Consider the following 24102-nt stretch of genomic DNA (forward strand, 5'->3'; position numbering starts at 1 on the left):
GCCGGTAGTGGGAAGGCCGTTGGCCGACATCCCCGTCCGCCGGGGAATCGCTCAGCCGATGACCCCGCCGAAGAGACCGCCGTGCGCCATGCCGAGCATGAAGCCGACACCCGCCGCACCGAGCCCCAAAATCAGACCGAAGCGCTCCCGCGTCGTCACGGAAACGAACTGTCCGGCCGCTCCCGTGAGAATCCCCACCAGCCCCGTCCAGGAGCTGATCAGATGCAGGTGATGGAACATCGCCGTGATGAAGGACGTCGCCCCCAGCACCAGCGTCACGGCGAGCAGCGTGTCCTGGAGCGGGTGGCGCTTGTGATCGGTGGCGAACAGGGATCCGGCGACTTGGGGGCGCACTGTCTGTGCCATAGGGCACCTCCTGCGGAAAACGGCGCATCGTAGCGCCATACACACCCGATGTGTACAGATTGACGGCCACCGCCCCCGGATTTCAACCGGAAGCCGGTGTCCGGGTAGTCTGTACCGTCTGCACCGGTGTCTGTCCATGCCATGACGCGACTCCCACTCAGTTCACTGAGTGACGAGCCCGATTGTCAGTGGTGGCCGATACCGTTGCTAACGCATCACAACCCTCCTGCCACGGAACGACCGTGGCCGCCGAGTCCAAAGGAGGTGGGTTCCACATGCGTCACTACGAGGTGATGGTCATCCTCGACCCCGATCTCGAGGAGCGCGCTGTCTCCCCGCTGATCGAGAACTTCCTCTCCGTTGTCCGTGAGGGCAACGGAAAGGTGGAGAAGGTCGACACCTGGGGCCGTCGTCGTCTCGCGTACGAGATCAAGAAGAAGCCCGAGGGTATCTACTCGGTCATCGACCTGCAGGCCGAGCCTGCGGTCGTCAAGGAGCTCGACCGCCAGATGAACCTGAACGAGTCGGTCCTCCGGACCAAGGTCCTCCGCCCCGAGATGCACTGAGCTCTCCCGCTCAGTTGATCTCGGGCATCGAGTAGCAGCAAGCAGCCAGCAGTAAACCCGCCGAGAGGTTCCCAATGGCAGGCGAGACCGTCATCACGGTCGTCGGCAATCTTGTCGACGATCCCGAGCTGCGCTTCACCCCTTCCGGTGCGGCGGTCGCGAAGTTCCGTGTCGCGTCCACTCCTCGCACCTTCGACCGTCAGACCAATGAATGGAAGGACGGCGAGAGCCTGTTCCTGACGTGCTCGGTCTGGCGTCAGGCGGCGGAGAACGTCGCCGAGTCGCTTCAGCGAGGCATGCGCGTCATCGTGCAGGGCCGGCTGAAGCAGCGGTCCTACGAGGACCGTGAGGGCGTCAAGCGCACGGTCTACGAACTCGACGTCGACGAGGTCGGCGCGAGCCTGCGCAGCGCCACGGCCAAGGTCACCAAGACCACCGGCCGAGGCGGCCAGGGTGGTTACGGCGGCGGTGGCGGCGGCCAGCAGGGCGGCGGCTGGGGCTCAGGTCCCGGTGGCGGTCAGCAGCAGGGCGGCGGCGCTCCAGCCGACGATCCCTGGGCGACCGGTGCGCCGGCCGGCGGCGGCCAGCAGGGCGGCGGCGGTGGCGGCTGGGGCGGAAGCTCCGGCGGCTCCGGCTCCGGCGGCGGCTACTCGGACGAGCCCCCCTTCTGAGGGCGGGTTCGCACCCACACTTCTTGATCACACAGGAGATACACCATGGCGAAGCCGCCTGTGCGCAAGCCGAAGAAGAAGGTCTGCGCTTTCTGCAAGGACAAGGTCACGTACGTGGACTACAAGGACACGAACATGCTGCGGAAGTTCATTTCCGACCGTGGCAAGATCCGTGCCCGCCGCGTGACCGGCAACTGCACGCAGCACCAGCGTGACGTCGCCACGGCCGTCAAGAACAGCCGTGAGATGGCGCTGCTGCCCTACACCTCCACCGCGCGATAAGGGAAGGGTGACCGACACATGAAGATCATCCTCACCCACGAGGTCTCCGGCCTCGGCGCCGCGGGCGACGTCGTCGACGTCAAGGACGGTTACGCCCGCAACTACCTGATCCCGCGGAACTTTGCGATCCGCTGGACCAAGGGCGGCGAGAAGGACGTCGAGCAGATCCGTCGTGCTCGCAAGATCCATGAGATCCAGACCATCGAGCAGGCCAACGAGATCAAGGCCCGCCTCGAGGGCGTCAAGGTCCGCCTGGCCGTACGCTCGGGCGACGCCGGTCGGCTCTTCGGTTCTGTCACCCCCGCCGACATCGCCTCGGCGATCAAGGCTTCCGGTGGCCCTGAGGTCGACAAGCGCCGCATCGAGCTGGGCGCGCCGATCAAGACGCTGGGCGCCCATGAGACGTCCGTGCGTCTGCACCCCGAGGTTGCTGCCAAGGTCAACATCGAGGTCGTCGCCGCCTAAGCGCTGCGCTCGCTGAAGCAGTGCATTGTGGGGCCGTGCCTTTCGGGGCGCGGCCCCACACGCTTGTCCCCCTCGCCTGCCGAGCGGGTCTCTTGGCGGCCAACATGTGGGCGGTGGGGACACATGGAAGGCACGTTTCACGTGAAACGGCGTGCATCGGTCCCCGAGTTGGTCCGCCGTTTCACGTGAAACAGAGCGAGCTTGGTTGCGGTCGACATCACCCAGTGCAGGTTCGGCTTTGCTCAGCGCGTGGCACCCGTGACGATCCAGCGACCCGAGCGGGAGCGCAGCCACAGGGTCAGCATTCGTATGGCCATCATCAGGGTCATTGCTCCCCACAGCGCCGTCAGGCCGCCGCCGAGAACAGGTACGAGCAGAGCGGCGGGCGTGAAGATGGCGAGCGTCACGAGCATCGCCCGTGCCAAGTAAGGGCCGTCTCCGGCGCCCATCAGGACGCCGTCGAGTACGTAGACGATGCCGCAGACCGGCTGGGAGAGGGCCACCACGATGAGAGCGGGCAGTGCCGCCTCCTTGACCATAGAGTCACTGGTGAAGAGCGGGACGAAGAGCGGCCGGGTGACGATCACCAGCACACCGAGTGCGACGCCGACCGCGATGCCCCACTCCATCATGCGGCGACAGGCCTCGCGGGCGCCTTGGCCGTCACCCGCGCCGAGGTAGCGGCCGATGATCGCCTGACCGGCGATGGCGATCGCGTCCAAGGCGAAGGCAAGCAGACTCCACAGCCCAAGGATGATCTGGTGTGCGGCGATGTCCGCGTCACCGAGCCGGGCCGCCACGCCGGTGGCGATCATCAGGATGGCCCGCAGCGAGAGCGTACGTATCAGCAGAGGCGCTCCGGCCTGGGCACAGGCGCGTATCCCGGCGGCGTCCGGCCGCAGCGGGGCGCCGTGCTTTCGTGCTCCACGGACGACGACAGCGAGATACACCGCGGCCATACCGCACTGGGCGATGACGGTGCCCCAGGCAGAGCCGGCGATGCCGAGGTCCGCGCCGTAGACGAGGCCGACGTTGAGGGCTCCGTTGGCGATGAAGCCCGCGATGGCGACGTACAGCGGTGTCTTTGTGTCCTGCAGTCCGCGGAGGACTCCGGATGCGGCGAGAACGACGAGCATCGCAGGAATGCCGAGCGCCGAGATCCGTAGATACGTGGTGGCGTAGGGGGCGGCGGTGTCCGAGGCGCCGAAGAGTCCCACCAGGGCGGGGGCCGTCGGTATGACGACAGCGATGATGGCTGCCCCCAGCAGGAGCGCGAGCCAGATGCCGTCCATACCCTGCCGGATCGCGGCTTGCAGATCGCCCGCGCCGACGCGGCGCGCGACGGCGGCTGTGGTGGCATACGCCAGGAATACGAAGATGCTGACGGCTGTGGTGAGGAGGGCGGAGGCGACACCGAGACCGGCGAGTTGCGGAGTGCCGAGATGGCCGATGATGGCGCTGTCGGCCAGGAGGAAGAGAGGCTCGACGACGAGTGCGCCGAAGGCCGGAACGGCTAGCGCGACGATCTCTCGGTCGTGCCGACGCCGGGCGGCCTTGGGTGCCGCGGAAGCCTGTGTCATGCGCATCAATCTAATCTTCCACAGGTAAGTGGCGCAACAATCACGTGGTCCTTACTTCTCCTTCTGTGGAAAGCGTCGTTGCGGGGTCTTCGTAACGATCTTGGTTCTACTGTGGAAGTTTTTCTTCTGCACAGCCGGTGGACGGGATATATGCAGGTCAGGATAGGTGTGGAAATCGGGGCGCGGGCTTGTTCACAGGCCTGTCCACCGAGTCGTGCACAGGTTTTGCGAGGTTCTCCACAGCATCAAGGCGGTCGTCCACATGGCCTGTGGATAACCAGATTGGCTGACGGTGCCCGCAGGCCTAACGTGGTCCGGCGCCCCGCTCCTCTTTCGGACTCGGAAACCTCGCAAAACCGACGCGCGAGAACCGGAGTTGGGCCTCTCATTTGTCAGTGCCGTGCCGTAGAAAGATGAGGCACGGCTAGGTCCGCTCGGCGGACGGGAGGAGGTGGCTCGGTGAGTATTTCCGAGCCCTTGGACGACCCGTGGGCCGACAGCGGTCCCAGTGATCGTCTGCCCGCCTCCCGTCGCCGTGACGGTGGCAGGGTTCGCGACGAGCAACACGATCGCGGACGGGACAACGGAGTCTGGGACGGCGGAGGTTCGTCCTTCGAGCGTGTGCCGCCGCAGGATCTGGACGCCGAGCAGTCCGTCCTCGGCGGCATGCTGCTGTCCAAGGACGCCATTGCCGATGTCGTCGAGTTGCTCAAGGGACACGACTTCTACCGGCCGGCGCACGAGACCATCTACAGCGCGATCCTCGACCTCTACGCGAAGGGGGAGCCGGCCGACCCGATCACGATCGCCGCCGAGCTCACCAAGCGCGGCGAGATCACCAAGGTCGGCGGCGTGTCGTATCTGCACGGCCTCGTTCAGACGGTGCCGACGGCGGCGAACGCCGAGTACTACGCAGAGATCGTTCATGAGCGTGCTGTGCTGCGTCGCCTGGTGGAAGCCGGTACGCGCATCACACAGATGGGGTACGCGGCCGACGGTGACGTCGACGAGATCGTCAACAGCGCCCAGGCCGAGATCTACGCGGTCACCGAGCAGCGCACCACGGAGGACTATCTGCCGCTCGGCGACATCATGGAAGGTGCGCTCGACGAGATCGAGGCGATCGGTTCGCGCTCGGGGGAGATGACCGGTGTGCCGACCGGCTTCACCGATCTCGACCAGCTCACAAATGGTCTGCACCCGGGGCAGATGATCATCATCGCGGCGCGTCCTGCCATGGGTAAGTCCACGCTGGCGCTGGACTTCGCGCGGACCTGCTCGATCAAGCACAACATGCCGAGTGTCATCTTCTCGCTCGAAATGGGCCGCAACGAGATCGCGATGCGTCTGCTGTCCGCGGAAGCGCGTGTGGCTCTGCATCACATGCGTTCGGGCACGATGACCGACGAGGACTGGACCCGGCTCGCGCGCCGGATGCCGGATGTTTCGGCTGCTCCCCTCTACATCGACGACTCCCCGAACCTGTCCATGATGGAAATCCGTGCCAAGTGCCGTCGACTCAAGCAGCGCAGCGACCTGAAGCTGGTGGTCATCGACTATCTGCAGCTGATGCAGTCGGGCGGTTCCAAGCGGGCCGAGAGCCGACAGCAGGAGGTCTCCGACATGTCGCGGAACCTGAAGCTTCTGGCCAAGGAGTTGGAGCTTCCGGTCATCGCGCTGTCGCAGCTGAACCGTGGCCCCGAGCAGCGTACGGACAAGAAGCCCATGGTCTCCGACCTGCGTGAATCCGGGTCGATCGAGCAGGACGCGGATATGGTGATCCTGCTGCACCGCGAGGACGCGTACGAGAAGGAGTCTCCGCGCGCGGGTGAGGCGGACATCATCGTGGGCAAGCACCGTAACGGTCCAACGGCGACGATCACGGTCGCCTTCCAGGGCCACTACTCGCGCTTTGTGGATATGCAGGCCTGACCCACACTGTTGGTGCAGGGTCTCAGATTTCGCGGCACAGTCTCATCTCCGATGGCACATCGGCGGCACTTATGCCGTCATCGTGAGACTCGCTGGTCGGGGTTCTCACCCTTTCGGATGGCAGGGTTCCGGCCCGCTCCGCCCGTCAGTGCCTGAAGCACATCCCGGATTACATCTTGACCACTGAGCAGGGTCCGGTAGTGGTGGATGTGAAGCCGCACTGCCGGCTTTCCACCCCAGTGGTGGCGTTCACGTTTGCGTGGACCCGGCAGGTGGTCGAGTCGCGTGACGGGCGCTCAGCGCCTCGTCTCGTACCTGGTCAGGATCACGCCGCAGGGAAACGTCCGCGTCTCCACCAGGTTCAGGTTCACCCAGCTGTCCAGCGCGGTGAAGAACGGCGTGCCGCCGCCCACCAGGACCGGCGCGGTGGCCAGCACGTACTCGTCAATGAGCCCGGCCCGCATGGCCGCCCTGGCGAGCGTTGCGCCGCCGATGTCCATCGGGCCGCCGTCCTCGGCCTTGAGCCGGGTGATCTCGGCGACCGCGTCGCCGGTGACCAGGCGGGTGTTCCAGTCGACCTTGTCGATCGTCGAGGAGAACACCACCTTCGACATGTCCCGCCAGCGGCGCGCGAACTCGATCTCCGCCGGGGTGGCGTTGGGCTGCTGGTCGCCGGTCGGCCAGTAGGAGCTCATCATCTGCCACAGCTTGCGCCCGTACAGCGTCAGGTCGGTCGCCTGCAACTGGTCGGACCAGAACTGGAACAGCTCGTCGCTCGGCACGCTCCAGCCGATGTCGTCGCCGGGCGCGGCGATGTAGCCGTCCAGGGTCAGGTTCATGCCGTAGATCAATTTCCGCATGGCGCCAGCCTTCCGTGAGTCGGTCTCACGCGTACAGACCGGCGCGGCGCGGGAAACTCATCGGTGCGCGATCTGAACTCGCATGTAGTCCTCGTGCTCGGTGGCTCAGCTCCCCGTACCCGCCAGGCGGACCGGGCAAGGGCCTTGGCGCCGGGCGTTGGGCTGGCCGCTGATCAGACATGAGGCCCAGTTCTGCGGTGCGCGGCCCCGGAACACCAACTTCTGCCGCCTCAGCACGCACCGCGCCGGAGCGTCGTCCCCGGGGCATTACTTCACCGAGTCCCACGCGCCGGCGTTGAAGCTGCGCAGGAGGGCGATCAGCGCGGCCCCGAGCCGCCAGTCCACACCGGGTGCGTGTACGTGAAGTTTGTCGCCCTTGGACCTGAACTCCAGCGAGACCTGCCCGTTCGCGCGCCACCGGATGCGCCGGGGTGCGCGTGCGAAGCCGCCCTCGTTGCCAGGGACGCTGTCGAAGACGCTGATCACGAGGACCACCGCCATCAGGGGCAGCAAGAGCCACCACATCCACCACCATACGATCCTCCCCTTGAAGCCGACCGCTTCGGAGCCGCCGGGCTGGTGCACGGTCCAGCGGGTGCGCAGGCCCCTGCCGCGGAGCGCCTTCTCGCGCATGAGCGTGCCGATGACCTCGCCGTGCGCGCCGAGCACCTGAAACCTCGCGACGCCGCCGGCCGACAGGGTCACCACGGTGGCCACCCGCTCCCGGCGTTGATCGTCGGCCCACAGGGTGAAGGAACGGGCCCCGCCGCCCCGGGCCGCAAGGTACGCGGACGTGCCTCCCGGCGGCAGTTCGCGCTCCACGTACACGGCCGACGGCGTCGGCCCCGACCCGTCGGAGAAGCTGACCATGTCCGCCACCTTCACCTGACCCTGGCCGTCGACTCGTCTCGGCCCGCCGTACATGGTCAGTACGTTGCTGCTCATCCGACGTGCTCCAAGTGGTAGTCGCAGGCCCAGGCCGGCCCAGTCTGTCCCACCCGCCACCCAACGGATAGCCCCGCCCTGCGGCAGGGTCAGCTGCCAGTTCGAGTGACAGGTTCAGTCCCGCGGCCACGCACCGGGAGGCCCTTCCCCATCCGCAGATCAGCTGCTTGATCCCCGTAGCCACTTCGAGGATTCGGATACGACCGTGAGACAGACCGACTACGACACGGCGTGAGACAGCGCATGGTTTCCGCAGGTCACAGTGCCGCCTTAGGGCACGAACCGCGAGACTCTACACGCCAGGGCAGGCATGCTTGACCTGGTGTCCGCCCCCTACTTGCGGTAAACGCGGCCGTGCTCCTGTCGGCGCTCGACGCCGGGCGGCCGGTCAGGTGGACTGGGCCCATGACGACACCTCAGGAAGAGCTGCTGCCCGGTACGCGTCGGGCCCTGCTGCACCGTATTGCCACCGCTCAGGCCGAGGGACGGGCGCCGTCGATGGCGGCGGTGGTCGTACGGGGCGGGGAGGCGGTGTGGCACGGGGCGCGTACCTCAGTGGACGGGCACGGGCCGGACGAGAATGTGCAGTACCGGATCGGGTCGATCACCAAGACGTTCACGGCGGTGCTGGTGCTTCGGTTGCGGGACGAGGGAGTGCTGGACCTCGGCGATCCGCTGGAGAAGCATCTGCCGGACACCGGAGCGGGGGAGTCGACGATCGCCGAACTGCTCGCGCACACGGGCGGGTTGGCGGCAGAGTCGCCCTCGCCCTGGTGGGAGCGCACGCCGGGGGCGCTGCGCCCGGAGCTCGCCGACGTGCTGGGCGAGCAGCCGTACCGGCACCCCGTGGGGCGGCGGCACCATTACTCGAACCTCGGTTACACGTTGCTGGGCGCGTTGGTGGAGGAGCTGAAGGGCGCCCCCTGGGAGGAGGTTCTGCGGCGTGAGGTCCTCGAACCTCTGGGGTTGCACCGCACGAGCAGTCGTCCACAGGAACCGCACGCGGGCGGCTGGGCCGTGCACCCCTGGGCGGATGTGATGCTGCCGGAGCCCGCAGAGGATCTGGGCCGGATGGCGCCGGCCGGTCAGCTCTGGTCGACCACAGGCGATCTGGCGCGCTTCGCAGGGTTCCTGGCCGAGGGGGACGACCGGGTGCTGAGTGCGCGGTCGGTGCTGGAGATGCGTACGCCCGCGGCGCCGCCCGAGGCCGCGGAGGTGGCGGCAGGTACGGCGTATGGCCTCGGCATGCAGATTCAGCACCGGGGAGGGCGGATCCTTGTCGGGCATTCGGGGTCCCTGCCAGGTTTCCTCGCCGGTCTTGTGATCAGCGTCGAGGACGATCTGGCCTCCGTCGTGCTCGCCAACTGCACCTCAGGCCCGCTGGTGATGACGGTTGCCGCGGACCTCGTACGCATCGTCGCCGAGGCTGAACCCCGGGTCCCCGAGCCGTGGCGCCCGTTGTCTGAAGTCGACGCATCCGTACTGGAGTTGGCGGGGCCCTGGTACTGGGGCACACAGGCCTCCGCGCTGCGTCTCACCGCCGAGGGAGGCGTCTCGCTAGGACCCCTGTCCGGCGATGGCCGTCGCTCGCGCTTCCGGCCCAATGGCGATGGGACATGGACGGGCCTCGACGGCTACTACGCGGGTGAGCTCTTGCGGGCCGTACGGCGCCCCGACGGGGCGGTGAGTCATCTGGACCTGGGGTCGTTCGTCTTCACGCGGCAGCCGTACGACGAGGGGGCGCCGGTGCCGGGCGGGGTGGATCCGGAGGGGTGGCGCGGGATTCGGTGGCCGTAGCGTCGGACGAGCGGCGCCGGGCGCGACAGGGCTCCTTTTCAGCAAGAGCGTTCCGTGCGACGGGAGGCGTCGTGTTTCACGTGAAACACGACGCCTCAGCGGGATGCATACACCGCCTCAGAGAGGAAGCTTGAACCCCACGTGGGAGGGCGTGAACCCGAGCCGTTCGTAGAACCGGTGGGCGTCGATGCGGGTGGCGTCGGAGGTCAGCTGGACCAACTGGCATCCCTCGCACCGGGATTGGTCGACGGCCCATTCGATGAGCCGGGAACCCAGGCCGCTGCCGCGCTCATCGGCGTGAACGCGTACGCCTTCGATGATTGAGCGGGTCGCTCCCTTGCGGGACAGGCCGGGAATGATCGTGAGTTGGAGGGTGCCGACGACACGGCCTCCGCGTACGCCGACGACCAAGTGCTGGTTCGGGTCACCGTTCAGGCGATCCAGCGCGGCCAGGTACGGGGACAGGTCGTCCGGTGACTCGCGCTGGGCGCCCAACGGATCATCGGCGAGCATGGCGACGATGACCGGGACGTCGTCCTCGACAGCGGGTCGTATCTCAAGGTCTCCCATGGCGGCAGCCTATTCGGGCTCGTCAAAGGCGATGGCGCGTCTTGGGCGGGCACGGGTGTGAATGTACGTACCGCCGCTGCAGAAGCGGGTCCTCGACCAGGCACACGGCGCCCCATGCTGACCTCGGCAGTGAACATCGGAGCCCTCAACCTCGGCAACGCCCTGTCCGCCTGGCTGGGAGGCCTCGTCATCGCGGGCGGCCTGGGCTACACACCGCCTCAACTGGGTCGGCGCCGCTCTGGCCGCCGCGGCCCTCCTGCTCGCCATAGGTTCGGCCGCTATGGAGCGCCGTGCCGACGCTCGAGCCTCGTCGTGGCAGCCGCGGAGCCCGCCGGACAGCAGACCGCCGTCCACCACTGATCCGCGGCTGAGGTGCCTCCGACAGAGGCCTCAGCCCGCCGCCACCGTCAGCGGAGCGAACCGGCGCGTCCAGTCGCCCGGGAGTTCCGGGATGCCGTACGTCATGACCGCGTTGAAGCCGGCAGAGGCAAGGCCACGGGCCTTGACCCAGGTCAGCAGTTCCTCGTGCCGTACGTCGATATCGGTGCGCAGTGCGTCGGTGGTATGGGCGGCCAGCGAGGCGATGAGCTCCTTAGCAGTCTCCGTGTCCTGGGCGATCAGCGGGCCCACGACTTGGTTGTCCATATTGGGCCAGGCGGCCGCGTACCCGGTGATCCGCCCGGCCTCCTCTGCGACGCGCAGTTGGTCGGCGAAAGCCGGCAGTCGCGTGATCACGTGAGTGCGGTCAGTGCCGAAGACCTCCTGGTCGAGCCGGAGGATCGCGGGAAGATCCTCGGCCGTCGCCGCACGCGTGGTGGCCTCCGGCTCCGGTCCGCCGGGCGTGAAGTGCCCGCGGACCATCTCGACCCGGCCCGTGGTCTTCAAGCCCAACTCCTCATAGAGAGGGCGGCCGTACGGCGTCGCGTGCAGGGTCAGCGGGGTGGTGTCGAGTGCCGCGACGACATGCCGCATCAGACGGCGGCCGACGCCTTGCCGTGCGTGTCGTGCGGCGACCAGCACCATGCCGATCGCGGCCAGACCGGGGCGCTCCTGTGGTCCGTACGAGGTCACGACGCAGGCGCTGATGAGACCGCCGTCCGGGTCGTCGATCCCATAGCCTCTGCCCGCCGCCAATAGCAGACCCCACTTGTGCTCCTCACGGGGCCAGCCCCGGTTCTCGGACAGGTCGGCGCATGCGGCGAGGTCACGAGGCGTCAGACGGCGGATGGGCAGGGCGGCGAGGGAAGGAGTCGGCACGCTGGTCAGGCTGTCTGACGGGCGCCCTCGACGTCCACCGATTTCCGGGGAGCGATGCGCAGATTCTGACCACGGCGAGTCAGTCCCCAGGGCTTGAGGACCGAGATCACCGTCATGAAGACATACGCGGACAGCGAGACGATCGGCCCGGCCAATACCTCGCTGACGTCGGGAAGTGGTCCGCCCGCGGAGACGGTGGCGACCGCGGAGTTGACCCCGGGGCGCAGCGCGAAGACTGTGGCGGTCATCGTGGCCAGGGTCAGCCAGAACTTCGTGTAGACCCATCGGTGCCTCGCAAGACCCCAAGGGGTGCCCAGGGACAGCACCAGACCGCTGAGGAACGTAAGGAACGCCAGGGGAAGCAGGAGCCAGTCGGCGAAGAGCTTCATGGCGCGGACGGAAGCCTCCACGGTCACTGCGGAACCGGTCATGGTCGCGGTGATCCCGAGCACGAGCAGGCCGAGCGTGAGCCCGAGCCAGCATGCGGAGGCAGCTACATGGACAACGAGGGTGGCCCGGCGTGCGGGGCGGGTTAGTTTCACGTGAAACACCGTGCCGGGCCGGAGCAGCGAGGACGTCTGACAGCGGGAGTAACCCCACGTACTAGCCTCGGCGTACATGGCGAGACTTCATCTCTTCGATCTGGACGGGACGTTGCTGCATGGCAGCTCGGCACCCGTGGAGATCTCCCGGCAACTCGGCCTGGAAGCCCAGACGGTGGCCCTCGACAAGGCGATCGGCGCGGGACGCATAAGCCCGCTGGAGTACGCGTCACATGTGCATGCCCTTTGGGCAGAACTCACCGAGGCACATGTGGCGGCGGCCTTCGCGGGGGCTCCCTGGCTGTCCGGCATTGAGGAGGTCTGGGCCGAGATCAGGGGGAGCGGCGATTACTGCGCCGTCGTCTCGCTTTCGCCGTCGTTCTTCGTGGAGCGGTTGACGGAATGGGGCGCGCATGCGGCCTACGGTTCACGCTTCCCTGCCGTGCCGTTCACCGAGCCCGTGGATCCGGCGGGGATTCTGAGCGCTGCCGCCAAGGTGCAGATCGCGGACCGACTCTGCGCGGAGTACGGACTGGGGCGTGCGGACTGTGTTGCGTACGGCGACTCGATGTCGGACAAGGACCTGTTCGAGGCGGTTCCGGTATCGGTAGCCGTCAATGCGGATCAGCATCTGACGGGTCTGGCCACGCACTCCTATGTGGGGCGTGATCTGGCGGATGCCTATCAACTGACCCGGCATTCCCGGTAATTGAAGGAATTGATGGTTCGCTCCCGCGCAATTTTGAGCGCAGTGAGCTGGGGACTTGTGCGGCGGACCGTGACCGGTAGGGTCGACTCCGGTTCCGGTGTGATGTGTGCGCGTGTCGTGCACGCGTCCCCCAGGGAACGAGCGCAGGTCAACGCAGCCTAACGGGACGGAGAGATCGAATAACCGCATTCTCCGTAATGCGGCCAGGGTGTGGGTGAAGGGTGAGACGCTGCCATGGCGGTGGTGCGGCCATTGTCACATTCTTGCCTTACTTGTCCGTAGGGGGCGGGATTTCGGGTTTCAATGTGCCCGAATTGGCCGGCGGGACAGAACGGAAAAACAAGCCGTCTGCGGGGGAAAGCAGGCACCTTCCGACCGAGGAAGTGCGCAGACCGACCGAAAGATGTTCGAGGCGAGGCACACCATGGACGCTCCGACCACCACGTCGGCCGACAACGGCACTTCGGGGGGCAGCGGCGAGGGCGGCTGGTTCACGCCGCGCAGGCAGCCGGAACCGCCCGCGGGCGGCGAGCAGGAGACGACCGAGGGCAGCCGTCTGGCCGCGTTGCGCCCCGTGGGCAGGCCCGCGACGAATCGCGGCGAGGCAGCGCAGAAACGAATATCTCCCGTCGTGGAAGCCGGCCCGGCCGACGCCGGCGCTACCGAGGCCAGAGCCGACACGGCCAACGCCTCCCCGAGCGACACACCCACCCCACCGCAGCCGGATCCCCAACCCCGCGTCCCCGAACAGATGTCAGCCCCCTCCCGGCCCGCGTCCCCCGACGCCGTCCGTGTCCGCCGCACCATGGCGGAGGTGGCCCCCATAGCCGACAAGGTCACCTCGTACTTCTACGCCTTGCTCTTCGTGCGCCACCCCGACCTGCGCCCGCTGTTCCCGGCCGCGATGGACACCCAGCGGGACCGGCTGCTCAAGGCGCTGCTGACCGCGGCCGAGCACATCGACAACACCGAGGTCCTGGTCGCCTATCTGCAGAACCTCGGCCGCGGGCATCGCAAGTACGGCACCCTCCCCGAGCACTACCCGGCCGTCGGCGAGTGCCTCATCGGCTCCCTGAGCCGGTACGCCTCGGCAGTCTGGGACGATGAGACCGAGGCCGCCTGGGTCCGGACGTATACGACGATCTCGCAGATCATGATCGATGCCGCAGCCGCGGACGAGCTGCTCGCGCCGGCCTGGTGGCACGCCGAGGTCGTCTCGCACGACCTCAGAACCTCCGACGTCGCCGTCATCACGGTCCGCCCCGACCAGCCGTACCCCTTCCTCGCCGGGCAGTACACCAGCCTGGAGACTCCCTGGTGGCCGCGGATCTGGCGGCACTACTCCTTCGCCTCGGCACCCCGCTCCGACGGGCTGCTGTCCTTCCATGTGAAGGCCGTCCCGGCGGGCTGGGTCTCCAACGCGCTCGTGCACCATGCCCGGCCCGGCGACATCATCCGGCTCGGCCCGTCGGCGGGCTCGATGACCGTCGACCACACCACCGACAGCGGGCTGCTCTGCCTGGGCGGTGGCACCGGGATCGCCCCGATCAAGGCACTTGTCGAGGACGTCGCCGAGCACGGTGAGCGGCGCCCCGTCGAGGTTTTCTACGGCGCCCGCACCGATCACGACCTGTACGACATCGACACGATGCTGCGGCTCCAGCAGATCCACCCCTGGCTCGCGGTCCGCCCGATCGTCGACGATCAGGCGCATGTCCAGCTCCCCGACGCCATACGGGAGTACGGGCCGTGGAACGAATTCGACGCGTATCTCTCGGGCCCACCCGGCATGATCCGCAGCGGTGTGCACACGCTGAGAGACATCGGCATCCCCTCGGAGCGGATACGCCACGACTCGGTGGAGGAACTCGTCGCTGCCGTGGACTGACCCCGCTGCTCACCCGACGAGCGGAGCGTCAGCCCAGGTCAGGCGCGTGCATTGCCAGTACGCCCTCGATGTTGCCGTCCAGGTAGTGCCGCAGCGACAGCGGTACGAGATGGACGGAGGCGATCCCCACCCGGGTGAAGGGAATGCGTACGATCTCGTACTCGCCGCTCGGCTCGTCGATCTCGGGGCCATGGCGCTGGGAGGGGTCCATGGACTCCAGCCGGCACACGAAGAAGTGCTGGACTTTCACGCCGGTCGCGCCGCCGTCCTCGCCGATGTGCTCGACGGTGTCGACGAAGCAGGGCACCACGTCGGTGATCTTGGCGCCGAGCTCTTCGTCCACTTCACGGTGGAGTGCGTCGACGACGGTTGTGTCCTCCGGCTCGACCCCTCCGCCGGGCGTCAGCCAGTAAGGATCCATGCCGGGCTTGGTTCGCTTGATCAGGATCAGGTCATCGCCGTCCAGCAGGACGGCGCGGGCGGTGCGCTTGACCACGGGTCGGACGGTCATGGGAGAAATGTGGCCCAGCTGGTTCCACGTGAAACATCTCTCTCAGGACCAGTCGGTGGCGACCTGAAGCAACCATTCGTGCGCCCGCGCTATATGCGGCGTGGCGAGCGTGCCCGTGCGTACCACCAGGAAGTAGGTACGCAGCGGTGGCACCGCGGGTTCGAGCAGTGCCACCACGTCCCCGCACTCCAAAGCCGTTGCGCACAGATAGCGGGGCAACACCGCGAGCCCCGCGCCGGTGATCGCGCAGGCGAGGACCGCGCGCAGATCGGGGACGATGACGGTGCCCGACGCTGCCGGGCGCGAGTCGAAGACGGCGGCCCAGTAGCGGGCGACGAACGGCAGCGACTCGTGCACCTCCACCACGGGGAAGTTCTCCAGGGCGGGCGCGCCTTCGCACAGCAGCTTGTCGGAGCCGATACGGGCCTCCCAGCGCGGCGAGGCGACCAGGACGTGCTCCTCGTCGCAGAGCGGAGTCGCCGTGAGCAGGGCACCGCGTGGACGGGCCGTACTGATGGCCAGATCGTGATGTCCGGCGGCGAGTCCCTCCAGTGTCTCCTCGGCATTGCCGAAGGAGGCTCGCAGAGCGAGGCCCTGGCCATCCTCTCCGGCCAGCTCCGTCAGCGCGGGCAGGGCGAGCTCGGCCGTGAACTCCGGCGGCCCGGCCAAGTGAAGGGTGCGTACAGAAGAGGCTTCGTCGAGGCCGGTCTCGGCGATCTCCACAAGGGCGTCCAGATGCGGGGCGGCCTTGTGGGCGAGTTCGTCGCCGATGGTGGTGGGGGTCACGCCGCGGGCCTGACGCAGGAAGAGGGGCCGCCCCAGCTGACGTTCCAGGGTCCGGATCTGGGAGGTGACGGCCGGCTGCGAGAGGCCGAGCAGTGCGGCGGCGCGAGTGAAGGAGCCGGCCCGGTGCACGGTCACGAAGGTCCGTAGCAAGGCCAGATCCATGGTGTGTCGCCCCTCTCTCCAGCCCCACGGCAGCGCTCAACTATAAATAAGTCGATAGGTCTCTGTCGCTACTGTGATTGGACACTGACACAGAGTCAACTAGCCTTGTTGGCGCGGTTCTTCGCGCGCAGAACCGGGACGGTCCGAGCCACGAGGGGGGAGGTTCGGACCGTCCGTCGTCCGTATCCGTGTTATTGGCCGGTTGCTCAGGAAGCCGTCACCGCGCCGACTCATCGAGGGCACGCAGCACATCCGCCACCAGGTCCCCGGGATCCTCGGCGCCGACCGAGAACCGGATGAAGCCCTCCCCGACCGCATCCCCGCCCCACCGGCCGCGCCGCTCAGCCGTGGACCGTACCCCGCCGAAGCTCGTCGTATCGTCCACCAGGCGCAGCGCCTCGAGAAAACGGTCGGCACGCGCGCGCGTGGGCAGCGAAAACGACACCACGCACCCGTAGCGCCTCATCTGCTGCGAGGCGATCTTGTACGAGGGGTCGTCGGGCAGCCCCGGATAGCGCAGCCCCGTCACCTCGTCCCGGTCGCGCAGCGCCTCGGCCAGGGCCAGGGCGGTGGCGTTCTGCCGGTCGACGCGCAGCTGGAGCGTGGCGATGGAGCGGTGTGCGAGCCAGGCCTCCATCGGCCCGGGAATCGCTCCGACGATCTTGCGCCAGCGCCTTACGGCTGCCATGGCCGAGGCGTCGCAACCAGTGACGTATCCCAGGACGATGTCGCCGTGCCCGGTGAGCTGCTTGGTGCCGCTGACCACCGAGAAGTCGGTGCCGAGTTCCAGGGGGCGCTGTCCGAGCGGGGTCGCCAGCGTGTTGTCGACGGCGACCAGGCAGCCACGCGCGTGTGCCGCCGCAGCGAGCCGCTGGATGTCGCACACATCGAGTCCCGGATTCGACGGGGTTTCGAGCCACAGCAGCTTCGCGCCGTCGAGCACATCGAGCTGGGCGTTGCCGCCGGTCGGCGCGGTACGCACCTCGATGCCGTACCCCTCGAGCTGCTCGCGGACGAGTGGCAGCACTTGGTAGCCGTCGCTGGGCAGGACGACCGCGTCACCCGCGCGCAGCTGCGAGAAGAGGACCGCCGAGATGGCCGCCATGCCGGAGGCGAAGACGAGCGTTTCGACGCCGTCCTGTCCAGGCGCCTCCAGCTCGCCGATGGCGCGCTCAAGGCGGGTCCAGGTCGGGTTCTCGTCGCGGCCGTAGGTGTACGGGCCTGTGGGGTCGCCCGGCAGGTGGTAGTAAGCGGCGAAGACCGGCCCCGGGAGGGTCGGCTCGTGCTTGACAGGGTCGGGCAGCCCGGCCCGCACCGCGCGCGTGCCGTCGCCCGGCCCCGTAACGGCATTCGTCATGCCGCCTCTCCCTCCAGGTGTTTCTGAACCGCGGCGAGCAGACCGACGCTCGCCGCCTCCACCATCTCAAGGCACTCCTCGAAGCCGTCCGTGCCTCCGTAGTAGGGGTCCGGTACGTCGAGGTCGTGGCCTGCGGATTCAGCAGGGGCGTGCGAAGTACCCGTTGAGGGGTGGTGGTCGGGCGACGGGCGGGCGTACGACCGCAGGAGCTGGACCTTCTCCGCGTCCGCCGAGGTCGGCGCGAGGCGTCGCAGGGCCTCTAGATGGCCGCTGTCGAGTGCGATGACCAGGTCGAGCCGGGAGAACCACGAGGCCCGGAACTGGCGGGCCGTGTGGTCGCTGTCGTAGCCGTTCGCCTCCAGGACGGAGACGGTACGCGGGTCGGCGGCGTCCCCCTCGTGCCAGCCGCCGGTGCCGGCGCTGTCCACCTCGATCAGTCCGTCGAGCCCGGCCTCCGCCACGCGCGCGCGGAAGACGGATTCGGCCATCGGGGAGCGGCAGATGTTGCCGGTGCAGACGAAGCACACGCGATAGGGCATCAGGGTCGCTCAGTCCTTGTCGGGGAGGACGACGTTCAGCGCCCAGGAGACAACCGAGATGATCAGGCCGCCCAGGACGGCGGTCCAGAAACCCTCGACATGGAAGCTCAGGTCGAGCTTGTCCGCGAACCACGAGGTGAGCAGCAGCATCAAGGCGTTGATCACCAGGGTGATCAGGCCGAGTGTGAGGATGAACAGCGGGAAGGTGAGCACCTTCACGATCGGCTTGACCAGGAAGTTCACCAGGCCGAAGATCAGCGCCACGAGAAGCAGTGTGCCGATCTCCTTGCCCGTGCTGTCGCCGGTCAGGGTGATCTTGTCGAGTATCCAAACGGCGACGGCGAGAGCGCCTGCGTTGGCGATCGTCTTGACTACGAAATTCTTCATGTGTCTGATCGTGGCAGACGAGATCGGTAACGAGTGCGGACGAGGGCGATGAAGGCATTCCGGCTGGACGAACTGGAGGCGGAGCGCGCCGCCAACGACGGTGCGTATCTCCAGTTTCTACGCGAGAAGAACATGTCGGTCGGCCTGTACGCGCTGGACGCGGGCACGCAGGACCCGCAGCAGCCCCACCGCCAGGACGAGGTGTACTTCGTCGTGAGCGGCCGTGCTGCCATCACGGTAGGCATGGAGACGACCCAGGTGGCACGCGGCAGTGTCGTCTATGTGCCCGCGGGGGTGGCCCACAAGTTCCACCACATCAGCGAGGATCTGCGGGTTCTGGTGGTCTTCTCTCCACCCGAGAGCTGAGGTCCCGCCTCAGGGTTCCCTAGGGGAACGATCAGGGGAGGACAAGGGGTGCCGGGCCCCCGTCGTGACCCCTGCCGCGCCTAGCATCGAAGGCAGGACATTCGAGACTCGTCGGCCCCTCAGCAGGGGGGCGGCGGGCAGAGAGACAAGGAACAAGGGCGATGCGTGAAATCTTCGCGGGGATGCCGTGGTGGGTGAAGTGGGTCGCGGTGCCGGTCATCGCTCTGGTCGTGTTCGGCGGCGTGATAGCGAGCGTTGTCGGGTTCGTGATCGGCCTGCTCTTCAAGGTGCTGGTGTTCGTGGCCCTGGTCGGCGGAGTCATGTACGTCGTACGGAAGTTCATGGCGAGCTCGTCGTCACGAAGCGACTGGTAGAGCGCCTGGTGGAGCAGGTCGCACGCGGCGGAAGCGGGCAGAGGGGCTTCCGCCGGGGGTTGCCGACAACGGGTCGGCAATAAAAGGAATCAACCATTCCCTCGGGGGAGGGAAGTTTCGGAGCAGGCCGTCCGCGAGCGGTGACGGGCGGTTAGAGTCCGGAATTCGACGCGGGGTTGATTCCCGCGGGCGGCGCACAGACCCCTCCCGTGACACCCCTGCACGGGTGGCCCCCTCGCGCTTAGGGAGTGACCCTTGGCCACTGCTGACACCGCAACCCCAGGACCGAACGCCCCCTCGACCGAGCCGCACCCCACGACACTCATCGGGTCCGTGCAGCGTGCGATGCGCCTCCTGGAATCCGCCGCCCAGCACGAGCACGGGGCGCCCGCCAAGCAGCTGGCCCGCGAGGCCCACCTCGCGCTGCCCACGGCGTACCACCTGCTGCGCACCCTGGCGCACGAAGGGTATCTGCGCCGCGAGAAGGGTCTGTTCTTCCTCGGCGAGGCGGCCGAGCGACTCAGCAGCAGCGCTGCCCGGCAGAAACGTCGCAGCACGGTCGTCGACGCGCTCGCCCAGTGGCGCGATTCCATCGGTGTGCCCGTGTACTACGCCGTCTACCGAGAGGGCGAGATCGAGGTCCAGTGTGTCGCCGACACCCCGGCCAATCCGGCGGTCGAGGAATGGGCCGACTTCCGCGAGACCGGACACGCCCACGCAATCGGTCAGTGCCTGCTGTCCCAGCTCGACGAGGAGGCCCGTCGCGACCACCTCGACCGATATCCCGTGCAATCGATCACTCCGTACACGGTGCGTGACGATCACCTTCTGTTGCGGCGTCTCGAAGGGACCAGATGCATGAAGCCCGTGATCGAGCGTCAGGAATACGCGTTGGGGACAGTCTGCGCCGCGATCCCGATCACCGCGGGCACCACGGTCGGCTCAATGGCCATCTCACTGCCCGCTCACCAGGCGGACCGACTGCTGCCCGCGGCACGGCAGTTGCAGAAGGAGATCGGCAGGCTGCCAGGGACGCTCGCCGTCTCTATCAGCATCTGAAAAATCACTCCTTGTGATCTGGTGTGTACGTTCAGCAAGATGCCAGCAGTGTCAGGTGGATGGTTCCTGGCCAGTCGACGGCAGACGGCGGGGTAGGCGATGCGCGAGTCAGTAGTACAGGCAGAGATCATGATGAGCTTTCTCGTCTCGGAGGAGCTCTCCTTCCGTATTCCGGTGGAGCTTCGATACGCGACCTGTGATCCCTATGCCGTGCGTCTGACCTTCCACCTGCCCGGTGATGCCCCGGTGACCTGGGCCTTTGGCCGGGAGCTGCTGATCGATGGGGTGGGGCGGCCGTGTGGGGTCGGCGATGTGCACATTGCGCCCGCCGGCTCCGAGGGGTTCGGCGATGTGCTGATCCGGCTCCAAGTGGGCGCCGACCAGGCGCTGTTCCGCTGCGGAGCGGTGCCGCTCGTGGCGTTCCTCGACCGCACGGACAAGCTGGTGCCACTCGGCCAGGAGCACTCCCTTGCCGACTTCGACACACATCTCGACGAGGCCCTGGACCGCATCCTGGCGGAGGAACAGAGTGCGGGCTGAATCGTACGGTGCTCAGGGTGCCGTAACGCTTCAGCGCTTGCGGCGGCGGCCCCTCCCCCCGAGTACCGGCGTCCTGACGCCCGCCTGGGTCTGCTCCGGAGGCTGTGCCTGCGTAGGCGTCTGCGTCTCAGATCCGGATCCGGGGCGGTCCGCTGAGACCACCAGAGCGGCCAGGGCCGTAGTGACCGGTACGGAGGCGACCAGGCCGATCGAGCCGACGAGTGTACGCACGATCTCCTCAGCGACCAGCTCACTGTTGGCCACCGTCCCCACGCTGCTCTGAGCGATCGAGAACAGCAGCAACAGGGGCAGCGCGGCGCCCGCATACGCGAGGACGAGCGTGTTGACGACGGACGCGATGTGGTCCCGGCCGATACGGATGCCCGCCCGGTACAACCCGCGTCGGCCCATCGACGGATTGGCCGCGTGCAGCTCCCAGACCGCCGACGTCTGTGTCACCGTCACATCGTCGAGCACACCGAGCGAACCGATGATGACGCCCGCGAGCAGCAGACCGCTCATGTCGATGCTCGGATACAGGCCATGGATCAGACCGGTGTTGTCATCCGTGTTGCCAGTGAGTGCGGACCAGCCGATGAACAGTGAGCCGAGCACCCCGATCAGCAGCAGCGAGAGCAGTGTTCCGAGCACCGCGACCGATGTTCGGGCGGACAGTCCATGGCAGGCGTAGAGCGCGATCAGCATGATCGCGCTCGCCCCGACGACCGCCACGACCAAGGGGTTCGAGCCCTGCAGGATCGCAGGCAGGATAAAGAACGTCAGGAGGAGGAAGCTGACGGCCAGCGAGATCAGCGCCATGACACCGCGCATCCGGCCCACCACGACCACGGCGAGCGCGAAGATTCCGGCGAGCAGCGCCAGCGGGAGCCTTCGGTTCACGTCGGTGACCGAGTACTGGAGGTCCTTGGGAGCGTCGGGCGCGTACGCCACGATCACATCCTGCCCCTGGCTCAGCTGCCGAGACGAGTCCGGCTGGACGATCTCCGTGAAGGTACGGCCCTTGTCCTTGCCGGTGTCGACCCGGACCGTCGCCTTCTTGCAGGTGCCGGTCGCCTGCTGCTGAGCGGACGAGCCCTCCGCGGTCGAGGTGTCGCCGGTCGGGGTGCCCCCGGAGGCGTTGACGGACTTGCAGTCCACCTCGTCGACCTTGGTCACCGTGGCCTCTTGCGTCTGCCGGTCGAAGCCGACGCCGGTGCGTTCGTGGGGTGGGGCGCCGCCGGGCCACAGCACGGCCAGGCCTACGACGACTGCCGTGGCGAAGGGAATCAGCACCGCGGCGATGACCTTGCGCAAGTGTTTGGACACGGGGGCTGGAGGGCCATGGCCATGGCTATGCGCATGGCTGTGACCATGACCGTCACCAGAGCCGTGGTTGTCGCCGGGGCCGGGCCCGTGCGGCGGCTCGGAGGGGGGAAGCGGGGGCTGATGCGTTGTAGTCACCGACCGATCATCGCAAGAACGGAAGGGGCCCACTGTTCAGCGCGCCCACTATGACGCTAGCGTGGAGGGACCTTTTGCACACGCGGGAGCTCGGAGCACCGGGCTGAGAGGGCGCTGACCTCCGTCCCAGCGATGTTTCACGTGGAACATCGCCGTACGGAAACCGCTGCGTCGACCGCTGAACCTGTTACCGGGTAATGCCGGCGTAGGGAGTAGGTCTCATGACCAACAAGGACGTACGCACGCCTGCCTCCAAGGAGACGGACGAGGACTCAGCCTCGTCCGGGAACGGCGAGGCCGGGAAATCCATCGGCTGGCACAAGGCATATGTCGAGGGCTCGCGCCCCGATCTACGGGTGCCGGTCCGCCAGGTCCACCTCACCAACGGGCAGTCAGTCACCCTGTACGACACCTCCGGCCCGTACACCGATCCAGCCATCGACACCGATGTCCGCAGGGGCCTGACGCCGCTGCGCGAGAACTGGATCATCGCCCGCGGCGACACAGAGGAGTATGCGGGCCGTCCCATCCGCCCCGAGGACGACGGGATCAAGCACACCTCGCCGCGTGGCGGACTGCGCAACCTGGACGCCGTCTTCCCAGGACGTCCGCGCCAGCCGCGCCGGGGCACAGGCAGTACGGCCGTCACACAACTCGCGTACGCACGACGTGGCGAGATCACACCGGAAATGGAGTTCGTGGCAGTCCGCGAGAACGTCGACCCCGAGGTCGTACGTGAGGAGATCGCCGCGGGGCGGGCCGTGCTGCCTGCAAACGTCAACCACCCGGAGATCGAGCCGATGATCATCGGCAAGCGGTTCCTGGTGAAGGTCAACGCCAACATCGGTAATTCGGCGGTGACTTCCTCCATCGAGGAGGAGGTCGAGAAGATGACCTGGGCGACCCGTTGGGGTGCCGACACGGTCATGGACCTGTCCACCGGCCGGAACATCCACACCACCCGGGAGTGGGTGCTGCGCAACTCCCCCGTCCCCATCGGCACGGTGCCGCTCTATCAGGCGTTGGAGAAGGTCGACGGCCGTGCCGAGGAGTTGACCTGGGAGATCTACAAGGACACGGTCATCGAGCAGGCCGAGCAGGGCGTGGACTACATGACCGTCCACGCGGGCGTGCGCCTGCCGTACGTACCGCTCACCGCGAACCGCAAGACCGGCATCGTCTCGCGTGGCGGCTCGATCATGGCGGCCTGGTGCCTGGCGCATCACAAGGAGTCGTTCCTCTACGAGAACTTCGAAGAGCTGTGCGAGATCCTGGCCGCCTACGACGTCACGTACTCGCTCGGCGACGGGCTGCGGCCCGGCTCGATCGCGGACGCCAACGACGAGGCCCAGTTCGCGGAGTTGAGGACGCTCGGGGAACTCAACACGATCGCCAAGCGTTTCAACGTACAGACCATGATCGAGGGCCCGGGACATGTCCCGATGCACAAGATCAAGGAGAACATCGACCTTCAGCAGGAGATCTGCGATGAAGCTCCGTTCTATACGCTCGGCCCGCTGACGACGGACGTCGCGCCGGCGTACGACCACATCACCTCCGGCATCGGTGCCGCGATGATCGCCTGGTGGGGCACGGCCATGCTCTGCTACGTCACGCCCAAGGAACACTTGGGCCTGCCCAACCGTGACGACGTCAAGACCGGCGTCATCACCTACAAGATCGCCGCCCACGCAGCCGACCTCGCCAAGGGGCACCCAGGTGCACAGGAATGGGACGACGCGCTGTCCGATGCTCGCTTCGAGTTCCGCTGGGAGGACCAGTTCAACCTGGCCCTCGACCCCGACACGGCCCGAGAGTTCCATGACGAAACCCTCCCGGCAGAGCCCGCCAAGACGGCCCACTTCTGCTCGATGTGCGGGCCGAAGTTCTGCTCGATGAAGATCAGCCACAGCATCACAGAGCAGTTCGGCGGTACGGCTGCTGCGGGGGCGACGGCCGAGGAAGTCGCTGAGGGGATGCTGCAAAAGTCGAAGGAGTTCGCGGCCAGCGGGAACAGGGTGTACCTGCCGCTGGCGGACTGAGGAGCCGTCGAACTCATGCTCAGTCGGGCCCCTCTCCGTCAGCGCCGGAGGGGCCCGCTCTGAGGTTCTCCGCGTCTGCGGAGAACCT

The 24102-nt window shown here is 67.3% G+C and carries 26 protein-coding genes, 1 pseudogene and 1 riboswitch; of the genes and pseudogenes, 14 read left to right on the forward strand and 13 right to left on the reverse strand.

The genetic code is table 11. From position 1 onward, the window contains the following. Positions 1-51: 51 nt before the first annotated feature. Entirely contained in the window at positions 52-366 is a 315-nt protein-coding gene (locus ACFYO0_RS14890) for a hypothetical protein (RefSeq protein ID WP_388674956.1), read from the reverse strand. 275 nt (positions 367-641) lie between these two features. Between ACFYO0_RS14890 and rpsF the strand changes: the two genes are divergently transcribed. The 4 genes from rpsF to rplI all read left to right on the forward strand — a co-directional run bounded on the left by rpsF (position 642) and on the right by rplI (position 2350). Then, on the forward strand, positions 642-932 hold the full coding sequence (gene rpsF, locus ACFYO0_RS14895) for a 30S ribosomal protein S6 (RefSeq protein ID WP_033321285.1): 291 nt from the start codon (positions 642-644) through the stop codon (positions 930-932). Positions 933-1006: 74 nt separating this feature from the next. Further along, positions 1007-1603: a single-stranded DNA-binding protein gene (locus tag ACFYO0_RS14900; protein ID WP_388674959.1), complete on the forward strand. Its 597-nt coding sequence runs from the start codon at positions 1007-1009 to the stop codon at positions 1601-1603. A gap of 45 nt (positions 1604-1648) precedes the next feature. Beyond that, the gene (gene rpsR, locus ACFYO0_RS14905) at positions 1649-1885 is read left to right on the forward strand and encodes a 30S ribosomal protein S18 (RefSeq protein ID WP_003949403.1); all 237 of its coding nucleotides are present in this window, start codon (positions 1649-1651) and stop codon (positions 1883-1885) included. An 18-nt stretch (positions 1886-1903) separates the two neighbouring features. Beyond that, positions 1904-2350 (forward strand): 50S ribosomal protein L9, encoded by a 447-nt coding sequence (gene rplI / locus ACFYO0_RS14910; protein WP_165342781.1) that lies wholly within the window; start codon positions 1904-1906, stop codon positions 2348-2350. A gap of 242 nt (positions 2351-2592) precedes the next feature. On the opposite strand, the gene ACFYO0_RS14915 is transcribed toward rplI, so the two are convergent. Then, positions 2593-3954 (reverse strand): MATE family efflux transporter, encoded by a 1362-nt coding sequence (locus ACFYO0_RS14915; RefSeq protein WP_388675469.1) that lies wholly within the window; start codon positions 3952-3954, stop codon positions 2593-2595. Positions 3955-4389: 435 nt separating this feature from the next. Between ACFYO0_RS14915 and dnaB the strand changes: the two genes are divergently transcribed. Further along, entirely contained in the window at positions 4390-5862 is a 1473-nt protein-coding gene (gene dnaB / locus ACFYO0_RS14920; protein WP_388674962.1) for a replicative DNA helicase, read from the forward strand. A 296-nt stretch (positions 5863-6158) separates the two neighbouring features. Here the strand turns inward: dnaB and ACFYO0_RS14925 are convergent, their stop codons facing one another. Both ACFYO0_RS14925 and ACFYO0_RS14930 read right to left on the reverse strand, forming a co-directional pair. Then, entirely contained in the window at positions 6159-6722 is a 564-nt protein-coding gene (locus ACFYO0_RS14925) for a dihydrofolate reductase family protein (RefSeq protein WP_388674964.1), read from the reverse strand. A gap of 267 nt (positions 6723-6989) precedes the next feature. Then, the gene (locus ACFYO0_RS14930) at positions 6990-7667 is read right to left on the reverse strand and encodes a hypothetical protein (RefSeq protein ID WP_388674967.1); all 678 of its coding nucleotides are present in this window, start codon (positions 7665-7667) and stop codon (positions 6990-6992) included. A gap of 405 nt (positions 7668-8072) precedes the next feature. Between ACFYO0_RS14930 and ACFYO0_RS14935 the strand changes: the two genes are divergently transcribed. Further along, positions 8073-9464 carry a serine hydrolase domain-containing protein gene (locus tag ACFYO0_RS14935; RefSeq protein WP_388674969.1) on the forward strand — a complete coding sequence of 464 codons (1392 nt, stop codon included), beginning with the start codon at positions 8073-8075 and terminating at the stop codon, positions 9462-9464. Positions 9465-9581: 117 nt separating this feature from the next. Here ACFYO0_RS14935 and ACFYO0_RS14940 read toward each other — a convergent pair whose 3' ends face one another. Continuing rightward, a complete protein-coding gene (locus tag ACFYO0_RS14940; RefSeq protein WP_388674971.1) occupies positions 9582-10034 on the reverse strand; it encodes a GNAT family N-acetyltransferase in 453 nt (150 codons plus the stop codon). 67 nt (positions 10035-10101) lie between these two features. On the opposite strand from ACFYO0_RS14940, the pseudogene ACFYO0_RS14945 reads away from it, so the two are divergent. Continuing rightward, a pseudogene (locus ACFYO0_RS14945) lies at positions 10102-10394 on the forward strand (MFS transporter); the annotation flags it as partial. A gap of 30 nt (positions 10395-10424) precedes the next feature. Here the strand turns inward: ACFYO0_RS14945 and ACFYO0_RS14950 are convergent. Further along, complete coding sequence (locus ACFYO0_RS14950; RefSeq protein ID WP_388674974.1) at positions 10425-11291, reverse strand: GNAT family N-acetyltransferase; 867 nt, start codon at positions 11289-11291, stop codon at positions 10425-10427. A 5-nt stretch (positions 11292-11296) separates the two neighbouring features. Continuing rightward, the gene (locus tag ACFYO0_RS14955) at positions 11297-11833 is read right to left on the reverse strand and encodes a DUF2269 domain-containing protein (RefSeq protein ID WP_388674977.1); all 537 of its coding nucleotides are present in this window, start codon (positions 11831-11833) and stop codon (positions 11297-11299) included. 76 nt (positions 11834-11909) lie between these two features. On the opposite strand from ACFYO0_RS14955, the gene ACFYO0_RS14960 reads away from it, so the two are divergent. After that, positions 11910-12542 (forward strand): HAD family hydrolase, encoded by a 633-nt coding sequence (locus ACFYO0_RS14960; RefSeq protein ID WP_388674980.1) that lies wholly within the window; start codon positions 11910-11912, stop codon positions 12540-12542. A gap of 424 nt (positions 12543-12966) precedes the next feature. Next, the gene (locus ACFYO0_RS14965) at positions 12967-14430 is read left to right on the forward strand and encodes a globin domain-containing protein (protein WP_388674983.1); all 1464 of its coding nucleotides are present in this window, start codon (positions 12967-12969) and stop codon (positions 14428-14430) included. Between the two features lie 28 nt (positions 14431-14458). Here ACFYO0_RS14965 and ACFYO0_RS14970 read toward each other — a convergent pair whose 3' ends face one another. The 5 genes from ACFYO0_RS14970 to ACFYO0_RS14990 form a co-directional block, all read right to left on the reverse strand. Further along, complete coding sequence (locus ACFYO0_RS14970) at positions 14459-14941, reverse strand: NUDIX domain-containing protein (RefSeq protein ID WP_388674986.1); 483 nt, start codon at positions 14939-14941, stop codon at positions 14459-14461. A gap of 42 nt (positions 14942-14983) precedes the next feature. Further along, positions 14984-15889 carry a LysR family transcriptional regulator gene (locus tag ACFYO0_RS14975; protein ID WP_388674989.1) on the reverse strand — a complete coding sequence of 302 codons (906 nt, stop codon included), beginning with the start codon at positions 15887-15889 and terminating at the stop codon, positions 14984-14986. Positions 15890-16106: 217 nt separating this feature from the next. Next, a complete protein-coding gene (locus tag ACFYO0_RS14980; protein WP_388674992.1) occupies positions 16107-17246 on the reverse strand; it encodes a cystathionine gamma-lyase in 1140 nt (379 codons plus the stop codon). Beyond that, positions 17243-17785: a low molecular weight protein-tyrosine-phosphatase gene (locus ACFYO0_RS14985; RefSeq protein ID WP_388674995.1), complete on the reverse strand. Its 543-nt coding sequence runs from the start codon at positions 17783-17785 to the stop codon at positions 17243-17245. Before ACFYO0_RS14985 ends, ACFYO0_RS14980 begins: the two co-directional genes overlap by 4 nt. 9 nt (positions 17786-17794) lie before the next feature. Beyond that, a complete protein-coding gene (locus tag ACFYO0_RS14990) occupies positions 17795-18172 on the reverse strand; it encodes a phage holin family protein (RefSeq protein ID WP_388674998.1) in 378 nt (125 codons plus the stop codon). 48 nt (positions 18173-18220) lie between these two features. Here ACFYO0_RS14990 and ACFYO0_RS14995 point away from each other — a divergent pair, with 48 nt between their 5' ends. From ACFYO0_RS14995 to ACFYO0_RS15010, 4 genes are all read left to right on the forward strand, one after another. Beyond that, the gene (locus ACFYO0_RS14995) at positions 18221-18538 is read left to right on the forward strand and encodes a cupin domain-containing protein (protein ID WP_221348887.1); all 318 of its coding nucleotides are present in this window, start codon (positions 18221-18223) and stop codon (positions 18536-18538) included. A gap of 161 nt (positions 18539-18699) precedes the next feature. After that, a complete protein-coding gene (locus ACFYO0_RS15000; protein ID WP_386340166.1) occupies positions 18700-18912 on the forward strand; it encodes a DUF5326 family protein in 213 nt (70 codons plus the stop codon). A 255-nt stretch (positions 18913-19167) separates the two neighbouring features. Then, entirely contained in the window at positions 19168-19971 is an 804-nt protein-coding gene (locus ACFYO0_RS15005; protein ID WP_388675002.1) for an IclR family transcriptional regulator, read from the forward strand. 99 nt (positions 19972-20070) lie between these two features. Next, entirely contained in the window at positions 20071-20511 is a 441-nt protein-coding gene (locus ACFYO0_RS15010) for an SsgA family sporulation/cell division regulator (protein WP_388675005.1), read from the forward strand. 30 nt (positions 20512-20541) lie between these two features. On the opposite strand, the gene ACFYO0_RS15015 is transcribed toward ACFYO0_RS15010, so the two are convergent. Beyond that, the gene (locus ACFYO0_RS15015; protein WP_388675008.1) at positions 20542-21972 is read right to left on the reverse strand and encodes a YibE/F family protein; all 1431 of its coding nucleotides are present in this window, start codon (positions 21970-21972) and stop codon (positions 20542-20544) included. Positions 21973-22044: 72 nt separating this feature from the next. Next, a riboswitch (TPP riboswitch) is annotated at positions 22045-22201 on the forward strand. Here ACFYO0_RS15015 and thiC point away from each other — a divergent pair. Next, positions 22194-24014 (forward strand): phosphomethylpyrimidine synthase ThiC, encoded by a 1821-nt coding sequence (thiC, locus tag ACFYO0_RS15020; RefSeq protein WP_388675011.1) that lies wholly within the window; start codon positions 22194-22196, stop codon positions 24012-24014. (Overlaps the previous riboswitch by 8 nt.) Positions 24015-24102 lie beyond the last annotated feature (88 nt).

The sequence above is a fragment of the Streptomyces sp. NPDC006365 genome, from assembly GCF_042870755.1.
Taxonomy (GTDB): Bacteria; Actinomycetota; Actinomycetes; order Streptomycetales; family Streptomycetaceae; genus Streptomyces; species Streptomyces xiangluensis.

Bases quoted from the DNA above. Each gene is read 5' to 3' on its own strand.
- ACFYO0_RS14890 (WP_388674956.1), bottom strand. From the start codon at position 366: ATGGCACAGACAGTGCGCCCCCAAGTCGCCGGATCCCTGTTCGCCACC.
- rpsF (WP_033321285.1), top strand. From the start codon at position 642: ATGCGTCACTACGAGGTGATGGTCATCCTCGACCCCGATCTCGAGGAG.
- ACFYO0_RS14900 (WP_388674959.1), top strand. From the start codon at position 1,007: ATGGCAGGCGAGACCGTCATCACGGTCGTCGGCAATCTTGTCGACGAT.
- rpsR (WP_003949403.1), top strand. From the start codon at position 1,649: ATGGCGAAGCCGCCTGTGCGCAAGCCGAAGAAGAAGGTCTGCGCTTTC.
- rplI (WP_165342781.1), top strand. From the start codon at position 1,904: ATGAAGATCATCCTCACCCACGAGGTCTCCGGCCTCGGCGCCGCGGGC.
- ACFYO0_RS14925 (WP_388674964.1), bottom strand. From the start codon at position 6,722: ATGCGGAAATTGATCTACGGCATGAACCTGACCCTGGACGGCTACATC.
- ACFYO0_RS14930 (WP_388674967.1), bottom strand. From the start codon at position 7,667: ATGAGCAGCAACGTACTGACCATGTACGGCGGGCCGAGACGAGTCGAC.
- ACFYO0_RS14935 (WP_388674969.1), top strand. From the start codon at position 8,073: ATGACGACACCTCAGGAAGAGCTGCTGCCCGGTACGCGTCGGGCCCTG.
- ACFYO0_RS14940 (WP_388674971.1), bottom strand. From the start codon at position 10,034: ATGGGAGACCTTGAGATACGACCCGCTGTCGAGGACGACGTCCCGGTC.
- ACFYO0_RS14960 (WP_388674980.1), top strand. From the start codon at position 11,910: ATGGCGAGACTTCATCTCTTCGATCTGGACGGGACGTTGCTGCATGGC.
- ACFYO0_RS14965 (WP_388674983.1), top strand. From the start codon at position 12,967: ATGGACGCTCCGACCACCACGTCGGCCGACAACGGCACTTCGGGGGGC.
- ACFYO0_RS14970 (WP_388674986.1), bottom strand. From the start codon at position 14,941: ATGACCGTCCGACCCGTGGTCAAGCGCACCGCCCGCGCCGTCCTGCTG.
- ACFYO0_RS14975 (WP_388674989.1), bottom strand. From the start codon at position 15,889: ATGGATCTGGCCTTGCTACGGACCTTCGTGACCGTGCACCGGGCCGGC.
- ACFYO0_RS14980 (WP_388674992.1), bottom strand. From the start codon at position 17,246: ATGACGAATGCCGTTACGGGGCCGGGCGACGGCACGCGCGCGGTGCGG.
- ACFYO0_RS14985 (WP_388674995.1), bottom strand. From the start codon at position 17,785: ATGCCCTATCGCGTGTGCTTCGTCTGCACCGGCAACATCTGCCGCTCC.
- ACFYO0_RS14990 (WP_388674998.1), bottom strand. From the start codon at position 18,172: ATGAAGAATTTCGTAGTCAAGACGATCGCCAACGCAGGCGCTCTCGCC.
- ACFYO0_RS14995 (WP_221348887.1), top strand. From the start codon at position 18,221: ATGAAGGCATTCCGGCTGGACGAACTGGAGGCGGAGCGCGCCGCCAAC.
- ACFYO0_RS15000 (WP_386340166.1), top strand. From the start codon at position 18,700: ATGCGTGAAATCTTCGCGGGGATGCCGTGGTGGGTGAAGTGGGTCGCG.
- ACFYO0_RS15010 (WP_388675005.1), top strand. From the start codon at position 20,071: ATGCGCGAGTCAGTAGTACAGGCAGAGATCATGATGAGCTTTCTCGTC.
- thiC (WP_388675011.1), top strand. From the start codon at position 22,194: ATGACCAACAAGGACGTACGCACGCCTGCCTCCAAGGAGACGGACGAG.